We start from the raw sequence: 18,239 nt of genomic DNA, 5'->3' as shown, positions 1-18,239 counted from the left end.
AAACCCCGGCCACAGCCGGAAGGAGAACCGGGGCCTCCGCCGCAGGGGGTTGCCCACCCGACCGGTGCCTCAGCCCGAGCCGTGTCACGCCAGTGGGGTGCCCGGCCCCAGGGGGGGTTCGCGACAGAGGTGAAGGTTTCCAAAAGCTCAGCCGCTTGGAAACGGACGGGGCGCTACGCGTGGGCCCGGCCCCGGCCGCAGTCGGCGCCCGGCAGAGTGTGGAGAGCATCGTTGGGCGCACGTCCCGGGTGGTGGGGGTGTGATCGCCGGAGCCGGGTGCACGTGGAGCGTGCACACCCGCACCGCCCGGAAAGGGAGGCAATGGTCCGCCTGCAAACAGAGGAGCGCTCCACGCTCGCTTGAAAGCCCGACCACAGACGGGGTGACCCCGGCGGTGCCCGCCCTCCGTCACCACAGGGGGGGTTGAGGGAGGAAGAACCGCGGCCTCCGCCGCAGGGGGGGTGAACCGGAGTGTTCCCGCGGCCTGCGCCCCGGGCCGGAGGAAGGACCGCTCACCCCGGCCCCGGTGGCGAAGACCATTTTTTCGGACGCCCCCCGAGCGGCCAGGGCCGGAAGTCGGGTACGGGTCGTGTCCCTTTCGGGTGGTGGAGGCCGGCGGTTCTTCCCCCCGCCCCCCGCCCCCGGCGGCCGGGCGGGACGGGTACGCGCGGCCTTCACCCCCTGCGGCGCAGGCCGCGGGGACACCTCACCCGACCCCCTTTGAGGTGCAGGTCGCGGTCCACCTTCCGGTCCGGGGCCGGGGTCGCGGGTGCGTGCGGCTCTCACCCCTTGGGGCGGAGGCCGCGGTTCTTCCTCCCTCACCCCCCTGTGGTGACGGAGGGCGGGCACCGCCGGGGTCACCCCACCTGTGGTCGGGCTTTCAAACGAGCGTGGAGCATCCCGCCGTTTGCAGGCGGACCATTGCCTCCCGCCCCGAGCGGTGCGAGTGTGCACGCTCCACGTGCACCCGGCTCCGGCGATCACACCCCCACCACCCGGGACGTGCGCCCAACGATTCCCTCCACACTCTGCCGGGCGCCGACTGCGGCCGGGGCCGGGCCCACGCGTAGCGCCCCGTCCGTTTCCAAGCGGTGGCCCTTTTGGAAACCTTCACCTCTGTCGCGAACCCCCCCTGGGGCCGGGCACCCCACTGGCGTGACACGGCTCGGGCTGAGCATTCCGGTCGGGTGGGCAACCCCCTGCGGCGGAGGCCCCGGTTCTCCTTCCGGCTGTGGCCGGGGTTTCCGGTCGGGTGGGTAACCCCCTGGGGCGGAGGTCCCGGTTCGCCCTCCGGCTGTGGCCGGGCGCCCCGGGCGGGTGGACAACCCCCGGCAGCGGAAGCCCCGGTTCTCCTCCCGGCTGTGGCCGGGCGCCCCGGGCGAGTGGACAACCCCCGGCAGCGGAAGCCCCGGTTCGCCCTCCGGCTATGGCCGGGGTTTCCGGGCGAGTGGGCAACCCCCTGCGGCGGAGGCAGCCCCACCCCGCCAACCGGCTCAGTGGGCCAGCTTGAGGCCGACCACACCGGCGACGATGAGCAGCAGGCACAGCGCCCTGGTCACGCTGAACCCCTCGCCCAGGACGAACATGCCCACCAATGCGGTGCCGACTGCGCCGATGGCGACCCACACCGCGTACCCTGTGCCCACGGGGATGCTCCGCAGGGCGTAGGCCAGCCCCGCCATGCTGCCGACCAGGGTGGCCCCGAAGATCACGGTCGGCCACAGCCGGGTGAAACCCTTGGACGCGCTCAACGCGGTCGCCCACGCGGTCTCCAGCAGTCCGGACAGGACGAGCACGAGCCAGGCCATCGGTACACCTCCACGACGAGAACGGATGTTCCACGCCGTCTTGTCCTGACCGGGTACGGCGCACCTCGTCCGGGGTCCCGAAGAACCTGGCCCGCGCGCTGCGCGGGCGGTGTCGATGTGAACGGTACAACGCCCCCGGGGCCGGGCTGTTCCTCCCCCGACGGAGATCCCCCTCACCGCGCCGACCGCTCGCCGACCGTTCGTCCCGTACCACGACCGCTCACCGCACGGTCGGCGACCGCTCGCCGCGCCGCTCCCGCGTTCGGCGCGTGCGTCCACGCGCCCCCTCCTGGCCGGACAGTGCAGCTGCTTACAGTGCCGAGTAATACAGGTCACATCCGAGAAATCGGATGGCAACACCAGACCACTCCACAGCACCACTACTCCTCAGCACTTCAGCACCACCGCACCGTCCCGCCCATCCCCCGGAGGTTCCAAGCCATGACGATCGAGCGGTCCCCGAAGGACCCCTCACCGCCGCCGAACGGCGACGGCTCCGCACTGAGCGCGGAGGCCGCCGTCGCCATGCACTCCGACCCGCGCTTCCAGCTGCTCAAGCAGCGCCTGTACCGCTTCATCTTCCCGGCGAGCGCGGCGTTCCTCGCCTGGTACCTCCTGTACGTCCTGATGTCGGCCTTCGGCCGGGACGTCATGGGCACGGTGCTCTTCGGAAACGTGAACGTGGCCCTGGTCTTCGGCGTGCTCCAGTTCGCGTCGACCTTCGGCATCGCCGTCTGGTACACGCTGTACGCCCGGCGCAACCTGGACCCCGCCGCCGCCGACGTGCGTGAGGCCCTTCAGCAGAACCGGGAGGACGCCTCGTGATCGAGCTCGCGCAGGAAGCGACGACGAACGAGAGCTCCCGTCTCGTCACCGTCGTCCTCTTCTCCCTCATGGTCGCCGCCACCCTCGGAATCACGGTGTGGGCGGGCCGCCAGACCAAGTCCGCCACCGACTTCCACTCCGGCGGCCGGAGCTTCTCCCCGCTCCAGAACGGCCTGGCCATCGGCAGCGACTACATGTCCGCCGCGTCGTTCCTCGGTATCGCGGGCATGATCGCCCTGTTCGGCTACGACGGCTTCCTGTACTCCATCGGCTTCCTCGTCGCCTGGCTCGTGGCCCTGCTGCTCGTCGCCGAGCTGCTGCGCAACTCCGGCCGCTACACCATGGGCGACGTCCTCTCCTTCCGGATGCAGCAGCGCCCGGTGCGCACCGCGGCCTCGGTCTCCACCCTGGTGGTGTCGATCTTCTACCTGCTGGCCCAGATGGTCGGCGCCGGCGCCCTCATCGCCCTGCTGCTGGGCATCCAGGAGGGCCAGACCTTCCTCGGGATGGACGCCGCCACCGCCAAGATCGTCGGCATCGTGGTCGTCGGCCTGCTGATGACCGTCTACGTCACCTTCGGCGGCATGAAGGGCACCACCTGGGTGCAGATCGTCAAGGCCGTCATCCTCATGTCGGGTGCCGCCCTGCTGACGGTGCTCACCCTGAGCCTGTACGGCTTCAACCTGGGTGCGCTCATGGGCGACGCCGCGCAGGCCAGCGGCCAGTCCGGCTTCCTGGAGCCGGGTCTGCGCTACGGCGTCGAGGTAGAGGGCGACGCGATCCAGACCATGTGGAACAAGCTCGACCTGATCAGCCTGGGCCTGGCCCTGGTGCTGGGCACGGCGGGGCTGCCGCACATCCTCATCCGCTTCTACACGGTCCCGGACTCCCAGAGCGCCCGCAAGTCGGTGAACTGGGGCATCGGCCTCATCGGCACCTTCTACCTGATGACCCTGGTGCTGGGCTTCGGCGCGGCCGCCCTGGTCGGGCACGAGGCGATCCGCGCACAGGACGCGGCGGGCAACACGGCCGCACCGCAGCTGGCGCAGACGGTCGGCGAGACCATCGGCGGGGAAATGGCCGGGGCGGTGCTGCTGGCGATCATCGCCTCCGCTGCCTTCGCCGCGATCCTGTCGACGGTGGCCGGCCTGGTCATCGCCTCCTCCTCCTCGCTGGCGCACGACTTCTACAACTCGGTGATCCGCCGGGGGAAGGCGACCGGCTCCGAAGAGGTGAAGGTCGCCAAGATCGCCGCCCTCGCCGTCGGTGTGGTGGCCATCGTGCTCGCGATCTTCGCCCAGGGCCTCAACGTGGCCTTCCTGGTGGCGCTGGCGTTCGCCATCGCCGCCTCGGCCAACCTGCCGACGATCCTGCTCAGCCTGTTCTGGAAGCGCTTCAACACGCGCGGCGCCCTGGCCGGCATCTACGGCGGCCTCATCAGCGCCGTCGGCCTGGTCTTCTTCTCCCCGGTCGTCTCCGGGTCGGAGACCGCGCTCATCTCGGGCGCCGACTTCGCCTGGTTCCCGCTGCCCAACCCGGCCCTGGTGTCGGTGCCGATCAGCATCCTGTGCGCGGTCGTCGGCACGCTCACCTCCAAGGAGCAGGACTTCGAGAAGTTCGCCCTGCTCCAGGTCCGCGCCCTGTCCGGCGCGGGTGCCGAGAAGGCCTCGGAACACTAGAGCCCGCCCAGGGCCGGAACCCCCGTAAAAGGGTTCCGGCCCCACCCTTCAAGCCCCGCCCGGAGCCGGAGCCCTCGCAAGAGGGTTCCGGTCCCACGGACCACAGAGGATCCGGGGCGGCCATCGGTGGCCGCACTCCCGACCGGAGGTACACCCTGTCTCCGGATTACCGGCCACCGCCCCGGCTCCCCTTCCCACCGGGCCCGTCACCCCTCGCGGGTGACGGGCCCGCTTCGCGCCCGAACCGCATCCCCGTGCAAAGATCACCACGTAAGCCGAAAGGGACCCGGACAACGTGAGCGCCGACACACTTTGCTGGGATATCGTCATCATGTGTCGTACCGGTGGCCGTCGTGGTTGTCCCCCTCCCGACGTCGCAGTCCCGAGTCGTCGGAGCCGTCGGCGAGAGTCGAATTGATGCGCCAGGTCCACGCTCTGGGCGTCGACCTCCGGGACGGGCTGCACGGCAGGAGCGTGCCCGCCGCCGCCAAGCGACTGCGGCGGCTCCTCGGCGCCGAGGGCGTCGTCCTGGCCGACCTGGACGGCCCGGTGGCCGGCCACGGGAGGCACCTGGAGCCGGAGGAGGTGGATTCCCTGCTCTCCCAGGTCTTCGAATACGGCAGCAACGTCCGGACCCGGCTCAGGGACGGGACCACGGTGTGCGCCGTCCCTCTGAACGTCGCCGAGGAGATCTCCGGCGCCCTGCTGGCCTGCGGCGACCCGGTCGAGGCCGACGTGGAGGCGGCGGCCGCGCTGGTCGCGGACTCGCTGGACCACGCGGCACTGCGCCGGGCCCGCGCCCGGATCGCCGCCGCCGACCTGCGCACGCTGCGCGCCCAGATCTCCCCGCACTTCGTGCACAACGCGCTGGCCGTCATCGCTGCGCTGGTGCGCACCGACCCGGACCGGGCCCGGCACCTGCTGTCGGACTTCGCCGACTACCTGCGGTACGGCTTCTCCGAGAAGGGCGACTACGCCACGGTCGCCGACGAGCTGGAGGCGGTGCAGACCTACCTCGAACTCCAGCGGGCCCGGTTCCACGACCGGCTGGACATCACCGTGCGGATGGCCCCGGAGGTGCTGCCGGTGGCTATCCCCTTCCTGGTGGTGCAGCCGATCGTGGAGAACGCGATCCGGCACGGCCTGGAACGCAAGGAGGGGCGCGGGCACATCAGCGTCTCGGGGTTCGGCGAGGGCCCGCTGTGCGTCATCGAGATCGAGGACGACGGCGTGGGCATGCACCCCGACCTGGCCCGCTCCCTGCTGGCGGGAACCGGACCGGAGTCGCGCAGCATCGGCCTGGCCAACGTGGACCAGCGGCTGCGTGCGGTCTACGGACCCGAGTACGGTCTGGTGATCGAGACCGCGTTGGGGGAAGGGACCAAGGTGACCGTGCGCGTTCCGAGGTTCACCAGGGGGGTGGTGGCGCAGTGAAGCCCGCGCTCCGCGTTCTGGTGGTGGAGGACGAGGCGTCCACCCGCCAGGAGATGGCGGCGCTGCTCGGCGACATGCCCGAGGTGGCGCAGGTCCTGGTGGCCGAGAACGGTGCGGCGGCCGTGCGCCTGCTCGGGGTGGAGAGCATCGACGCGGCGTTCCTGGACATCCTCATGCCGGGGCTGGACGGCATGGACGTGGCCCGGGTGCTGAGCGTCATGTCCGAGCCGCCGTCGATCGTGTTCGTGACGGCGTCGGAGGCGCACGCCGTGGAGGCGTTCGGCATCGGTGCCGTGGACTACCTGCTCAAGCCGATCCGGCCGGAGCGGCTGGCCGAGGCGGTGGGGCGGATCGCGCAGCTGCGCCGTCCCGAGGAGGCCGCCACCCCGGCGGAGGACCTGCACGTGGTGCAGATCGACACGGGCCGCCGGACGGTGTTCGTCAAGCGCGACGACGTGCAGTTCGTCGAGGCGCAGGGCGACTACGTGCGCCTGCACACCGCCGAGGGCGGCCACCTGATCCGGCTGTCGCTGTCCTACCTGGAGGAGGTGTGGGCGTCGGCCGGGTTCGTCCGGGTGCACCGGGGGTTCCTCATCGCCATCCCGTGGGTGCGCGACCTGCGGGTGACGTCCTCCTCGGGCCTGGTGGCGGGCACCCCGGCCGGGGACGTGCCGGTGAGCCGCAGGCACGGGCGGCACCTGCGCGCCCGGCTGCTGGAGGCGGCCCGCCGGGACCAGCTGGGGCGCGCGGCCAACGCCCAGGGCACTCCCCGGCCCCGGGACGGTGAACCCGACGGCTCCCCCCGGCGGGCGCCATGAGCCCGCGGCGGGAGAAGCTGACCAGCCCGCAGACCCGGATCGCGCTGGCCCGGGGCAATCGCCCGGCCCAGCACCTGCTGCCGATTCCCGAACCGGTGGACACCGAGGCGGCGCGGCGGCTGTTCCACCGCCAGCGCCGGACGGCGGCACGAACGGTGGGGCTGCTGTCGCTGCTGCTGTTCGGGATGAGCGGGGCGTTCGCGCTGTGGCCGCAGCTGACGCAGGCGCGGTTGGCGGGGGTCCCGCTGTCGTGGGCGCTGCTCGTGGCCGCGGTGTACCCGCTGTTGTTCCTGTTGGCGCTGTGGCACGTGCGGTCGGCCGAACGGGCCGAGGAGCAGGCCGCGCGGCAGGCCGCCGAAGACACGACCGCCGAACACACGACCGCCGACGGAAGGGACTCCGCCGAGCCGTGATCTCCGTCCTGGCCATCGGCCTGGTGCTGGCCACCAGCCTCGTCATCGGCATCTACGGGGTCCGCGCGGCCCGCTCCACCTCCGACTTCCTGGTGGCCTCGCGCCGGGTGTCGCCGAACTGGAACGCGCTCGCGATCGCCGGGGAGTACCTGTCGGCCGCCTCGGTGCTGGGCCTGTCCGGGCTGCTGCTCAAGAACGGCCTGGGCACCATGTGGTACGCGGTCGGGTTCTGCGCGGGCTACGTGGCGGTGGTGGCGCTGGTGGCCGGGCCGATGCGCCGGTCGGGCGCGTTCACGGTGCCGGACTTCGCCGAGTACCGGTTGGGCGCGCCCCGGCTGCGCAAGCTGTGCGGCTGCATCGTGCTGGTGATCATGCTGCTGTACCTGGTGCCGCAGTTCAAGGGCGCCGGAGTGGTACTGGCGCTGGTCAGCGGCACCCCGTACTGGGTGGGCGTGGTGCTGGCCGGGATGGTGGTGAGCGGGTCGATCGCGGCCGGGGGGATGCGCTCGGCGACGTACGTGCAGGCGTTCCACTACATGGTCAAACTGCTGTTCATCGCGATCCCGGCGGTGTACCTGGTGGCGCACGCCGGTGCGGACCTGCGGGCGCAGGCGCTGCACCCGGAGTGGGGGACGCACTTCGCGCAGACGACGCCGGTGGAGTTCACGGTGGACACCACGTTCGGCCTGGACGATCCGGTGACGGTGACCGCTCCGGACGGCGGGCGTGTGGACCTGGCGGCGGGCGACCACACGGTGTCCGAGGGCACCCGGTACGTGTTCCCGGCGGGGGCGGCGGTGCCGCATCCGGAGGGTCTGCCGGACCTGGGCGGGGAGCGGTGGAGCACGCCGCTGCTGAACTCGGGCGGGTACCCGCTGTTCGAGACGTGGTCGACGATACTGGCGATCACGCTGGGCTGCATGGGGCTGCCGCACGTCATCATGCGCTTCCACACCAGTCCGTCGGCGCGAATCGCCCGCCGGGTGGCGGTGGGGGTGATCGCCCTGCTGGGCCTGTTCTACCTGTTCCCGGTGGTGTACGGGCTGCTGGGCCGGGTGCTGACCCCGCAGTTGGTGCTGTTGCAGGGCACGGACACGGTGGCGGTGGTGCTGCCCGCGCAGGCGGTGCCGGGGGCGGCGGGGACGATCCTGACGGCGCTGGTGGCGGCGGGCGCGTTCGGGGCGTTCCTGTCCACGTCGTCGGGTCTGCTGCTGGCGTTGGCGGGCGGGCTGTCGCACGACCTGTTCCAGGGGAGCGTGCCGCGGCTGCGGCTGGCGGTGGCGGTGGGCGCGTGCGTGGCGGTGCTGCTGGCCCTGCCCGCCGAGAAGGTCGACATCAACGTGCTGGTGGTGTGGGCGTTCACGGTGGCGGCGTCGACGTTCTGCCCGCTGCTGGTGCTGGGGATCTGGTGGCGCGGGCTCACCCTGCCGGGCGCGGCGGCGGGGCTGACCGTGGGCGCGGTGACGGCGACCGGAGCGGTGGGCTGGTCGCTCCTGCTGCCGACCCCGCAGGGGTGGACGACGGTGCTGCTGGCCCAGCCGGCGGCGTGGACCATCCCATTGGCGTTCGCGACGATGGCGGCGGTGTCCTGGCTGACCCGGCCGCCGGACTGGGCCGAGCACGCGGTGCTGCGGCTGCACTCTCCCTGACCCCGGCCGCTTCCCCCGCTTCCCACCCGGTTTTCCCTCGGTCCCGGCCGCGGTGTTCCGGACCCGCGGGCCGCCCCGAACCCGTACGATCTCCGAGTGTCATACAACGAGCACGAGGAGTGATATGAGGTCCCCCCGCCGCACCCTGGCCGTCCTGGTGACGGGCCTGCTGCTGATCGGCGGCGCACCGGCGGCCCGGGCCGCCGCCCCCGATCCCGTGGTCTCCGAGGGTCCCGTGTCGGTCACCACCGGGGAAGACGGGGTCCGGGTGGACGCCCCGGGCGTGAACGTGGTGAGCGGCCCCGACCGGGTCGAGGTGGAGGTCGGCCGGACGCCCGTGTCCCATGTCCTGGTCTGCGCCGACGGGACCCGGGTGGTGGTCCACTCGGGCCGGGCCCCGGACTGCCCGCCGCAGGAGCCGCGTCCCGAACCCCCCGCCCCCGAGCCGCCCGCGCCTGAGCCGCCCGCACCCGAACCGCCGTCCCCCGGTGAGCCGCCCGCGGAGGAGTCCCCTGATGTCCCGGAACCGCGGCCCCGCCTGCCGCGCACTCCCGAGGACCCCCGGGCACGGCCCGTGCCGCCGCAGGAGACGCCCGCTCTCGGCACGGACCCCGCCGCCTCCCCGAGCCCCGATGCCGCCGCCCCGGCCTCCCCCACGGAGGAGCCTCCGGCGGCCGCCCGGCGTGAGGAGCCCGTGGCGGAGGCCGCGGCCCTGCCGATGGCGGACATGACCGGGGGCGGGTCGACCGTCTCGCCGACCTTCGGCACGATGCGCACGTCGGCGGTGCTGGTGGTCATCGTGGCCGTGGCCGCGTCCGCGTCCGCGGGGGCCGCCGCCCGCGCGAACCGGCAATAGTCCGGAGACGGGTCGACCGCCTCCCCGACCTTCGGCACGATACGCACATCAGCGGTACTGGTGGCCCCCGTGGACGCGACCGCAGCCGCGTCCACAGGGGCCGCCGCCCGCACGAACCGACAACAGTCCGAAGGCGGGCGGTCAGTATGAGGACATCGGGGCGGCCAGTGCCCGGTCGATGTCGTCGAGCCCGGCCAGGGCGTCCTCGATCCCTCCCGCGTCGTGGGCGAGGACGCCGCTGAACGGGTGGCCCATGTAGAACAGCAGCACGACCGTGGCGAACACGAACGCCAGGTTGGCCGCGGCCCAGAAGTAGGCGATGCGGGAACCGCGCCGGAGCATGGCGAAGGGCAGCACCCCGACGGCGATCGCCGAGAGCGCGGCGATACCGGTGAGCACCGGCGGCATGCCCTCGGTGGCGGCGTCGGCGCGCTCCAGGCGGGCCTCGCCCAGCGCGTTCAGCTCCTGGCGGGCGGTGAGGCGGTCCAGTCCGTCGCCGGTGTCGGAGACCGACAGCGACCGCACCGAGGCGGCCAGATCGGCGTAGGCGGCGTCGGCCTCCGGGCTGAGGCCTTCGGCGGCCTCCATGAGGGGCCAGTCGTCCTCGACCACGGCGGCCAGGTAGACGCGCAGCCGGTCGCGGACCTCCTCGGACTCGTGTTCGGGCAGGGCGACGGTGCTCCAGTACAGGGACTGGGCCGATCCGGCCTCGGCCATCACCCCGTCCTCGGCGGCCTTGTAGCCCTCCCAGCCGATCACCACGCCCATGGCGGCCGAGCCGAGGTAGAGGGCCAGGACGCAGGGGGCCACGACGATGCCGACGGCGCCGCCGGATTCCCCGTCGTCGACCCGGAAGCGGCCGGCGGCCAGTACGGCCCCCGCCACCATGGCGGCCAGTACGGCGAGGATGAGGAACAGGGTGAACATAGGGATTCCCGAGGGCAGATTACGTCACTGTCGGTCACATCATTAGCACGGACCGGAATTGCCCGGGGGGAGTTCGCGGAAACACCCGTAAATGTGCGGTCGGCGTGACCGTCCGGGTGCCCGGACGGGCGGACGGGCGGGCCCGGGCCCCGGGGCGGCGGGTGGCGCCCTGCCACCCCAGGGGGCTCAGGGCGCGAGGGTGATCGCCCCGGACGGGCACGTGTCCACCGCCCGGCGGACCGCCGGGTCCCCGGGGTCGGGGGCGGCCCCGCCCACCGGCGTCACCGTCCCCTCATCGGGGTCCTGGTCGAACACCCCGGGCGCGCTGAGGGCGCACATCCCGGCGCCGACGCAGAGCGAGCGGTCGATGACGATCCCCACCGGTCACTCCCCGTCCCAGGTGACGGGGAGGCTGTGTACCCCGTGGATGTCGGCGTGCCGCCGCACGGGCACCTCGTCGGCCGGGACCGCCAGGCGCAGGGTCGGGAACCTTGCGAAGAGCCCCGCCAGGGCCACCCGCAGCTCCACCCGGGCCAGCTGCTGCCCCAGGCACTGGTGGGGGCCGTGGCCGAAGGAGAGGTGCCCCGCCGAGTCCCGGCGCAGATCCAGGGTGTCGGGGTCGGCGAACTTCTCCGGGTCGCGGTTGGCGGCCTGGGCCGCGATGGTGACGCTCTCCCCCGCGCGGATCACCTGCCCGGCCAGTTCGACGTCCTCAAGTGCGACGCGCACCCCGGTGTGCGCGATGGTCAGGTACCGCAGCAGTTCCTCGACCGCCTTCTCGACCGCCTCGGGGCCCTCGCGCATCACCGGGATCTGGTCGGGGTGGGTGAGCAGCGCGAACACGCCCAGTCCGAGCATGTTCGCGGTGGTGTCCAGGCCCGCGCCCAACAGCAGGGTCCCGACGGTGACCAGCTCCTCGAAGGAGAGGTCGCCCGTGGTCAGGTCGGACAGCAGGTCGTCGGTCGGAGTCTCGGCCTTCTCCCGGACCAGGCCCGCGATGTACCCGCCCAGTTCCTCCATCGCCGCCTGCGTCTCCTCCAGGCCGGCGTCGAGGTCGTTCGCCGCCTCCGCCAGGCGCTGGAAGCGTTCGCGGTCGTCGGTGGGCACCCCCAGCAGCTCGCAGATCACCAGCGCGGGCACGGCCTGGGCGAACACGGGCACGAGGTCGAGCCCGGGGCCGTGCGCGGCCATGGCGTCGAGGCACTCGGCGGTGATCTCCCCGACCCGTTCGGCGAGGGTGTTCATCCGCCTGACGGTGAACTTTCCGGCGAGCAGGCGGCGGTAGCGGGTGTGCTCGGGGGCGTCGAGCCCGATGAACATGCCCGGGGTCGCGGGCGGCAGCGGCCCGGTGAAACCGGCCCTGGCCACCGGCAGCCGCATGAGCTCGTGGCGCGAGCTGAACCGGCGGTCGGCCGCCACGGAGCGGGCCAGGGCATGGCCGGTGACCAGCCAGCCGACGTGGCCGTCGGCGTAGACCATCCGGCTCAGGCGCGGCCGGTCGCGCAGCCCGGACGGGGGATCGAAGGGGCATCCGCGGGGGCGTTCGGTGGGCAGCGGCTCGGGAGTGACCGTGGTCATGGCGCATCCTCGGGGAGGGCGGGGCACCCGGTGGCGCACCCCGCGTGCGGATCGTTCAATGCGAGTAAAACGCTACGTTGCATTCAATGACCGATCAATACATAATCGACAAGGGAACACCGTGAAGGCAGGTCAAAATAGCCAAAGATTGCAACCGGCCTGGATGCGAAAGCAACAATTCCGACGGCATTCGTTGCAACAATCTGAAGCTGAACGCACCACCGCACCTCGACACGAACGGAGGGGCCCGTGCCCGGAGGACGACTCACCCACCAGGAGCGCCGCCACATCGCCCGCGGCCTGGCCGACGGGCTCGGCTACGCCGAGATCGCCCGGCGCCTGGAGCGACCCACCTCGACCGTCAGCCGCGAGGTGTCCCGCAACGGCGGCCGGAGCGGTTACCGGGCCGACCCGGCCCAGCGGGAGGCGGACCGGCGCGCCCGGCGCGGCGGGAACGCGCCGCCCCGGCCCCCGGCGGACACCCGGGAGCGGCCCGGAGCGCGGGTCCGGGAACCGGACGCCCCTGCGGTCCGGGCCTTCGAGGAGGAGTTCGTCGGGGCGCTGACCGCCTCTGGGATGACCCGGATGACGGCCCGGGTGCTCGCCCGCCTGTGCGCCGCCGACGGCCCCGGGCTGACCGCGGCCGACCTGGTCCGCATGCTCGGGGTCAGCCCGGCCTCGGTGTCGCTGGCCGTCGGGTTCTTGGAGGAGCAGGGCCTGCTCCAGCGCATACGCGGCGGTCGCGGGCGGCGGGACCTCTACACCGTCGACCAGGACATCTGGTTCCGGTCCGTGACGGCCTCGGTCCAGGCGAACACCGCGATCGCCGAGGCGGCCCGGCGGGGTGTGTCGGCGCTGGGCTCGGACACGGTCGCCGGGGCGCGGCTCTCCTCCACCGCGGATTTCCTGGACCGGATCGGCGAGGCGCTGACCCGCGCCGCCGAGGAACTGCGCCCCCTGCTGGCGCACGGTCCCGCCGGGACCCCGGAGGGCGCGAACAACGGGGCCCCGAGTGAAACATGCCGGAGCGCGGGCGGCGGCACCCCCGCGTAAAACGCGCCGAGGCGCGAACAACGGCGCCCCCGCATGAAACACACCAGGGCACGAACAGCGGCGCCCCGAGTGAAACACGCCGGAGCGCGGGCAGCGGCACCCCCGCGTAAAACGCGCCGAGGCGCGAACAACGGCGCCCCCGCATGAAACACACCAGGGCACGAGCGGCGAGGCCCCCGCATGAAACACGCCGGGGCGCGGGCACCGTACCGGTGCCCGCGCCCCGTGTCGCCGCTGGCCCCTTGCGCGGAAGAGGTGGGGCCGGCGGGATGCCGCTACTGGCCGAGCCGGTCCAGCAGAGCGTGGTACTCGTCCCAGAGCTCGCCCGGGAGGTGGTCGCCGAAGGTCTTGAAGAACTCGGGGACCAGTGCGGCCTCCTGCTTCCAGATCTCGGGGTCGACCGAGAGCAGGAACTCCAGGTCCTCGGCGGACAGGTCCAGGCCCTCGGTGTCGATGCCGTCCTCGGTCGGCAGCAGGCCGATCGGGGTCTCGACGGCGTCGGCGGTGCCCTCCAGGCGCTCGACGATCCACTTGATGACGCGGCTGTTCTCACCGAAGCCGGGCCACACGAAGCGGCCCTCGGCGTCCTTGCGGAACCAGTTCACGTAGAAGATCCTGGGCAGCTTCTCCTGGTCGGCGTCGGCGCCCACCTTGACCCAGTGGGCGAAGTAGTCGCCCATGTTGTAGCCGCAGAAGGGCAGCATCGCGAACGGGTCGCGGCGCAGCTCGCCCACGGTGCCCTCGGCGGCGGCGGTCTTCTCGGAGGAGACGTTGGCGCCCAGGTAGACGCCGTGCTGCCAGCTGAGGGACTCGGTGACCAGCGGGACCGCGGTGGCGCGGCGGCCGCCGAAGAGGATGGCGGAGATCGGTACGCCCGCCGGGTCCTCCCACTCGTCGGCGATGGTCGGGGCCTGCCCGGCCGGGGTGGTGAAGCGGGAGTTGGGGTGCGCCGCGGGCTCGGCGGACTCCGGGGTCCAGGGGCGGCCCTTCCAGTCGGTCAGGTGCGCCGGGGGCTCCTCGGTGAGGCCCTCCCACCACACGTCGCCGTCCTCGGTGAGGGCGACGTTGGTGAAGATGCTGTTGCCCCACAGGGTGTCGATGGCGTTGGCGTTGGTCTTCTCGCCGGTGCCCGGGGCGACGCCGAAGAACCCGGCCTCCGGGTTGATGGCGCGCAGCCGGCCCTGCGCGTCGAAGCGCATCCAGGCGATGTCGTCGCCGACGGTCTCGACCTTCCAGCCCGGGATGGTCGGCTGGAGCATGGCGAGGTTGGTCTTGCCGCAGGCGCTCGGGAAGGCGGCCGCGATGTAGTGCGTCCTGCCCTCGGGCGAGGTGACCTTGAGGATCAGCATGTGCTCGGCGAGCCAGCCCTCGTCGCGGGCCATCACCGAGGCGATGCGCAGCGCGTAGCACTTCTTGCCCAGCAGGGCGTTGCCGCCGTAGCCGGAGCCGTAGGACCAGATCTCACGGGTCTCGGGGAAGTGCGAGATGTACTTGGTGGAGTTGCAGGGCCAGGCCACGTCCTCCTGGCCGGGCTCCAGCGGGGCGCCGACGGAGTGGACGGCCTTGACGAAGTCGCCGCGCTCCTCGATCAGGCGCAGGGCGGCGTCGCCCATGCGGGCCATGATGCGCATGGAGACGACGACGTACGGGGAGTCGGTGATCTCGACGCCGAGCTGGGAGATCTCACCGCCCAGCGGGCCCATGCAGAAGGGCACGACGTACATGGTGCGGCCGCGCATGGAGCCCCGGAAGACCTCGCCGAAGGTGGCGCGCATCTCGTCGGGGGCGATCCAGTTGTTGGTGGGGCCGGCGTCCTCTTCACGCTCGGAGCAGATGAAGGTGCGGTCCTCGACGCGGGCCACGTCCGTGGGGTCGGAGGTGCAGTAGAAGCTGTTGGGGCGCTTCTCCGGATTGAGGCGTTTGAAGGTGCCCTGCTCGACGAGCAGGTCGGTGAGGCGGGTCCACTCCTCGTCGGAGCCGTCGCACCAGATGACGTTGTCGGGCTGGGTCAGTTCCGCGACCTCGCGAACCCAGGACACCAGTTCTTCGTGGGAGGTCGGGGCGACGCCCAGATCAATACCGACGGTCACAGCGGCTCCTTTGTGAATCGAGATCCCTCGCATCATGAACGACGCTCCCCCACGGTGACCAATTGGTATAGGCCAATGGTCTAAAGCTGTGGGGTCCGAGGACCGGATTCCGCTGTGCCGCAAGGGTTTCCGTGACCGCACTTCTGTGCCGTAAGGGGCCGTGGTGACGGGTGTTCCACTCCCAGTGGAACCCGATTCCTCCGAAGGGGCGGGGAAGAGCCGCTTCGACGGCGACACGGGGTGTGGTTCGTCACACACGGCCCCGGTCCACCCGCGGGACGCCGGGTGGACCATCATCCGGGGTTCCGGGCTCCGGCCTGCGGATGTCCCGGAACCCCGGGGTAGGGCGGCGTCAGGGCCGTCGGCAGTCGAGGCCGCCGTTGATGCACTCGACCACCTCGGCCATCAGCTCGTCGGGCATGACGTTGATGTGGTCGGAGTGGTCGGTGATGGGGTGGCGCCCCTGGTCGGGGAACCCGTCGAGGGCGAACTCGGGCCCCTCGGGCACCTCGTAGACCAGGGTGTGGCGCAGCCGCGGCACGGCCGTGAAGCCGTCCGGGCAGGAGCCGTCCTCCTGGGCGAACACGATGTGCGAGCGCTTGTCCTCGCTCGTGGCGTCGGTGCCGTTCCAGCAGCCGGGGAACTCCAGCACGCGCACGACGTCGGAGCCCTCCGGGCACAGCGGGTAGCGGTCCGGGAAGGCCCGGTCCTCGAACCCGGTGCAGGTCCACCGGGCGTTGGCGTTGACCCCCTCGGCCGTGACGGCCCGGGCGTTGCCGGTGATGATCTGGAGGAACTCCGGCATGGCGGTCACCGGACCGCGCGCGTTGCCGAGGAACTCGATGGTCACCGCGGACGGGACGATGATCCGGCCGACGTTGCCGTCCAGGCCGCCGCCCGACAGGTCGGCGTCCTCGCCCTCGCCGGTGAGGTCGCGCAGCACCGGCCAGTAGTGCATGGACCGGTCGCCGTCCGGGCAGGTGGTGTCCCCGGCCGCGAGGATCGCGTTGTTGGCGTCGACGTCCTCAGTGAACCGCTGGACGTCGGTGTTGCCGACGTAGTCGTGGGTGTGCTGGGCGCCGTGGGCGACGCCCGGCGCGACGATGACGTTCTCGGAGTTGCGCACCCCGATGTCGTTGACGCCGCAGTCGGTGGTGAAGGTGCCGGTGGAGGCGTTCCCGTCGGGCCCGGGCCCGGCGGGGAGCGGGGGTGCCTCCTCGATGGGGGCGAACAGGGAGGGGTCGGGGCCGGTGACGGGGTCGTCACCGTGCCCCCCGTGGTCCCCGTGGCCGCCGTCCCCACCGTTGTCCGGGTCGGTGGGCTCGGTGGTCGGCCGGCCGCCGCGGTGGTGACCGCCGTGGCCGCCGTCGTCCCTTCCCCACCACCAGGAGGAACCCACCAGGGTGCCCTCCTGCGGCGGACCCGCCGCCGTGGCGGTGAGGGCCAGGCCGCCCAGGACCAGGACCGCCGTGGCCACCAGGGCGGGCAGGCGTACTCGTATGCGTTTTCGGGGTCGTTCTTCCATGGGTGATGCACTCCTCTCGTGCGGGCGCGCAGGCCTGCGGCGACACGCGCGGGGCGGGCGCTCCGGTTCAGGGCTCCGGGCGCCGTTCGGGGGGACGGGGCTCGGGAAGCGCCCCGTAGTCGACCAGCCCGGTGCTCTCCAGCAGCGTGATGTGGCGCAGGACCATGAGGATCGCGTGCTGGCAGAAGGAGCGGACCAGGTCGTTGCGGGTCCCGGCGCGCACCTCGGCCAGGACCGTCAGGACGTTGCCGTGGGCGGCCCGCAGGCGGTCGGCGAACACCCGGTCCCAACCGGCGCCGGACAGGCCGGAGAGTTCGTCCATCCAGCGCTGCTGGTCGTCGCTGGGGGCGCTGGGCAATCGGACGTCCAGGCGGGCGGCCACCTCGCGGACCTGCTCGTCCATGAGGATGTGGTCGTCGGCGAGAGTCGCCCCCACCTCGCGGACCCGGGGGCTCTGGGCCCGGTCGGCGGCCTGCTGGCCCACGGGGATCTCCCACAGCCCGGCCTGGCGCACCTTGATCAGCACGTCCACGTCGGCCGGGCCCAGCGGGCCGTACTCGGTGGCGGTCCAGTCGCTCCAGAAGACCCCGGCGACGCTGGTGGTCCCGTTGGGCAGGACCATGACGACCGTCAGTGTCGTGACCAGCAGGAACCCGACGACACCCGCCAGCTCGACGGTTCGGGGCGCGTTGCGGCGCATCCGACGGACGGTCGGAGCGCGGTCACGGGCGGCGGCCACCGGGCTCAGTCCCCGGGGCGGCGGATGTAGTCCCCGCCGTCGTCGGAGCCGCCACCGCCGGAGCCGCCGGTGGCACCGGCCGGGCCCCCGTCCGCGGCGACCGCGTACCAGGTGTCGCCGACGGCCTGGCCGTTGACGTCGCCCGGGGCGGCGTCGCCGGTGTAGGTGTACAGCGGCCGGCCGTCATAGGTGACCTGGGGGGCGCCGTCGTCGCGGGGGACCGAGCCGACGAGGTCGGCCGACAGGCCCCCGCCGACCCGGGCGGCGTCGGTACCGTCCGCGGTGCGCAGCGGCGGCCAATTCTCGGCGCACTCGCCGGCACAGGCCGAGGATTGGTCCGTGTCCTCCGTGAACAGGTACAGCGTGTAGCCGTTTCCGTCCGTGATGAGGGGACCGAGCACATCGTTCTCCGCGGTCCCGAGTTCCGGAACGTTTTCGGTGCCCGATTCGTGTTCTCCGTGGGTTCCATCTGCCTGTCCGGTGTCGTCGGAGCCGTATCCGCCCCCCGGGACCGGTTCGTCCGGAGCGTCTTCGGCACCCGTGGCGCATCCGGTCAGGGCGAGCAAAACCGCAGTTCCAAGGCCGATGAGAGGGCTCGTGCAGCGGGTCATGGGCATCGTCGTCCTACGATCGGTTACCTAACCTTTTTGCGAGCGTGACCGCTCGGTGATGGGCAAGTATGGACCCTCGACAAGCACCATCGCAGGAAAACGACGACCGATCACGACCGCATAACGCACCTGAACAGCCATTTTCCTGGGGAAAAAAATTTCCGGCACCCGGAACCTTTCCCGTCGTAAGTAAAGAAATCCGGAGATCCCCTCCACTCACGGCCGTTCCGGTGC

Annotated in this window: 16 protein-coding genes and 1 riboswitch; of the genes, 8 read left to right on the top strand and 8 right to left on the bottom strand. The window is 72.1% G+C overall.

Going from position 1 to position 18,239, the window contains the following annotated elements; all coding sequences use genetic code 11:
* Positions 1 to 1,493 precede the first annotated feature (1,493 nt).
* Complete coding sequence (locus QJS33_RS19610) at positions 1,494 to 1,808, bottom strand: multidrug efflux SMR transporter (protein WP_306369478.1); 315 nt, start codon at positions 1,806 to 1,808, stop codon at positions 1,494 to 1,496.
* Positions 1,809 to 1,837: 29 nt separating this feature from the next.
* Positions 1,838 to 1,900, bottom strand: a riboswitch (guanidine-III (ykkC-III) riboswitch).
* Positions 1,901 to 2,249: 349 nt separating this feature from the next.
* Between QJS33_RS19610 and QJS33_RS19605 the strand changes: the two genes are divergently transcribed.
* The 7 genes from QJS33_RS19605 (at position 2,250) to QJS33_RS19575 (ending at position 9,482) form a co-directional block, all read left to right on the top strand.
* A complete protein-coding gene (locus tag QJS33_RS19605) occupies positions 2,250 to 2,633 on the top strand; it encodes a DUF485 domain-containing protein (protein WP_306369477.1) in 384 nt (127 codons plus the stop codon).
* Entirely contained in the window at positions 2,633 to 4,312 is a 1,680-nt protein-coding gene (locus QJS33_RS19600; RefSeq protein WP_306369510.1) for a cation acetate symporter, read from the top strand. Before QJS33_RS19605 ends, QJS33_RS19600 begins: the two co-directional genes overlap by 1 nt.
* A 417-nt stretch (positions 4,313 to 4,729) precedes the next feature.
* A complete protein-coding gene (locus QJS33_RS19595; protein WP_306369476.1) occupies positions 4,730 to 5,746 on the top strand; it encodes a sensor histidine kinase in 1,017 nt (338 codons plus the stop codon).
* Complete coding sequence (locus QJS33_RS19590) at positions 5,743 to 6,564, top strand: LytTR family DNA-binding domain-containing protein (protein WP_306369475.1); 822 nt, start codon at positions 5,743 to 5,745, stop codon at positions 6,562 to 6,564. The genes QJS33_RS19595 and QJS33_RS19590 overlap by 4 nt, the downstream gene beginning before the upstream one ends.
* Positions 6,561 to 6,977, top strand: coding sequence for a hypothetical protein (locus QJS33_RS19585; protein ID WP_306369474.1), 417 nt, complete (start codon positions 6,561 to 6,563; stop codon positions 6,975 to 6,977). Before QJS33_RS19590 ends, QJS33_RS19585 begins: the two co-directional genes overlap by 4 nt.
* On the top strand, positions 6,974 to 8,626 hold the full coding sequence (locus tag QJS33_RS19580; RefSeq protein WP_306369473.1) for a cation acetate symporter: 1,653 nt from the start codon (positions 6,974 to 6,976) through the stop codon (positions 8,624 to 8,626). The genes QJS33_RS19585 and QJS33_RS19580 overlap by 4 nt, the downstream gene beginning before the upstream one ends.
* Before the next feature lie 124 nt (positions 8,627 to 8,750).
* Positions 8,751 to 9,482, top strand: coding sequence for a hypothetical protein (locus QJS33_RS19575; RefSeq protein ID WP_306369472.1), 732 nt, complete (start codon positions 8,751 to 8,753; stop codon positions 9,480 to 9,482).
* A 141-nt stretch (positions 9,483 to 9,623) separates the two neighbouring features.
* On the opposite strand, the gene QJS33_RS19570 is transcribed toward QJS33_RS19575, so the two are convergent.
* The 3 genes from QJS33_RS19570 to QJS33_RS19560 form a co-directional block, all read right to left on the bottom strand.
* Positions 9,624 to 10,409 carry a DUF4239 domain-containing protein gene (locus QJS33_RS19570; RefSeq protein ID WP_306369471.1) on the bottom strand — a complete coding sequence of 262 codons (786 nt, stop codon included), beginning with the start codon at positions 10,407 to 10,409 and terminating at the stop codon, positions 9,624 to 9,626.
* A 186-nt stretch (positions 10,410 to 10,595) separates the two neighbouring features.
* Entirely contained in the window at positions 10,596 to 10,790 is a 195-nt protein-coding gene (locus tag QJS33_RS19565) for a ferredoxin (RefSeq protein WP_306369470.1), read from the bottom strand.
* A 3-nt stretch (positions 10,791 to 10,793) separates the two neighbouring features.
* Positions 10,794 to 11,987, bottom strand: coding sequence for a cytochrome P450 (locus QJS33_RS19560; protein WP_306369469.1), 1,194 nt, complete (start codon positions 11,985 to 11,987; stop codon positions 10,794 to 10,796).
* 249 nt (positions 11,988 to 12,236) lie between these two features.
* Here QJS33_RS19560 and QJS33_RS19555 point away from each other — a divergent pair, with 249 nt between their 5' ends.
* A complete protein-coding gene (locus tag QJS33_RS19555) occupies positions 12,237 to 13,040 on the top strand; it encodes a helix-turn-helix domain-containing protein (protein WP_306369468.1) in 804 nt (267 codons plus the stop codon).
* 275 nt (positions 13,041 to 13,315) lie between these two features.
* On the opposite strand, the gene QJS33_RS19550 is transcribed toward QJS33_RS19555, so the two are convergent.
* From QJS33_RS19550 to QJS33_RS19535, 4 genes are all read right to left on the bottom strand, one after another.
* On the bottom strand, positions 13,316 to 15,112 hold the full coding sequence (locus QJS33_RS19550; RefSeq protein WP_306369509.1) for a phosphoenolpyruvate carboxykinase (GTP): 1,797 nt from the start codon (positions 15,110 to 15,112) through the stop codon (positions 13,316 to 13,318).
* 370 nt (positions 15,113 to 15,482) lie between these two features.
* Positions 15,483 to 16,655: a DUF1996 domain-containing protein gene (locus QJS33_RS19545; protein ID WP_306369467.1), complete on the bottom strand. Its 1,173-nt coding sequence runs from the start codon at positions 16,653 to 16,655 to the stop codon at positions 15,483 to 15,485.
* Positions 16,656 to 16,722: 67 nt separating this feature from the next.
* Entirely contained in the window at positions 16,723 to 17,355 is a 633-nt protein-coding gene (locus tag QJS33_RS19540) for a DUF4142 domain-containing protein (RefSeq protein ID WP_306369466.1), read from the bottom strand.
* A 44-nt stretch (positions 17,356 to 17,399) separates the two neighbouring features.
* Complete coding sequence (locus QJS33_RS19535) at positions 17,400 to 17,795, bottom strand: hypothetical protein (protein WP_306369465.1); 396 nt, start codon at positions 17,793 to 17,795, stop codon at positions 17,400 to 17,402.
* Between the last annotated feature and the right edge of the window lie 444 nt (positions 17,796 to 18,239).

Source organism: Nocardiopsis sp. CC223A, assembly GCF_030766825.1.
In the GTDB taxonomy this organism is placed as follows: domain Bacteria; phylum Actinomycetota; class Actinomycetes; order Streptosporangiales; family Streptosporangiaceae; genus Nocardiopsis.
This window is presented reverse-complemented; position numbering and strand designations above follow the sequence as displayed.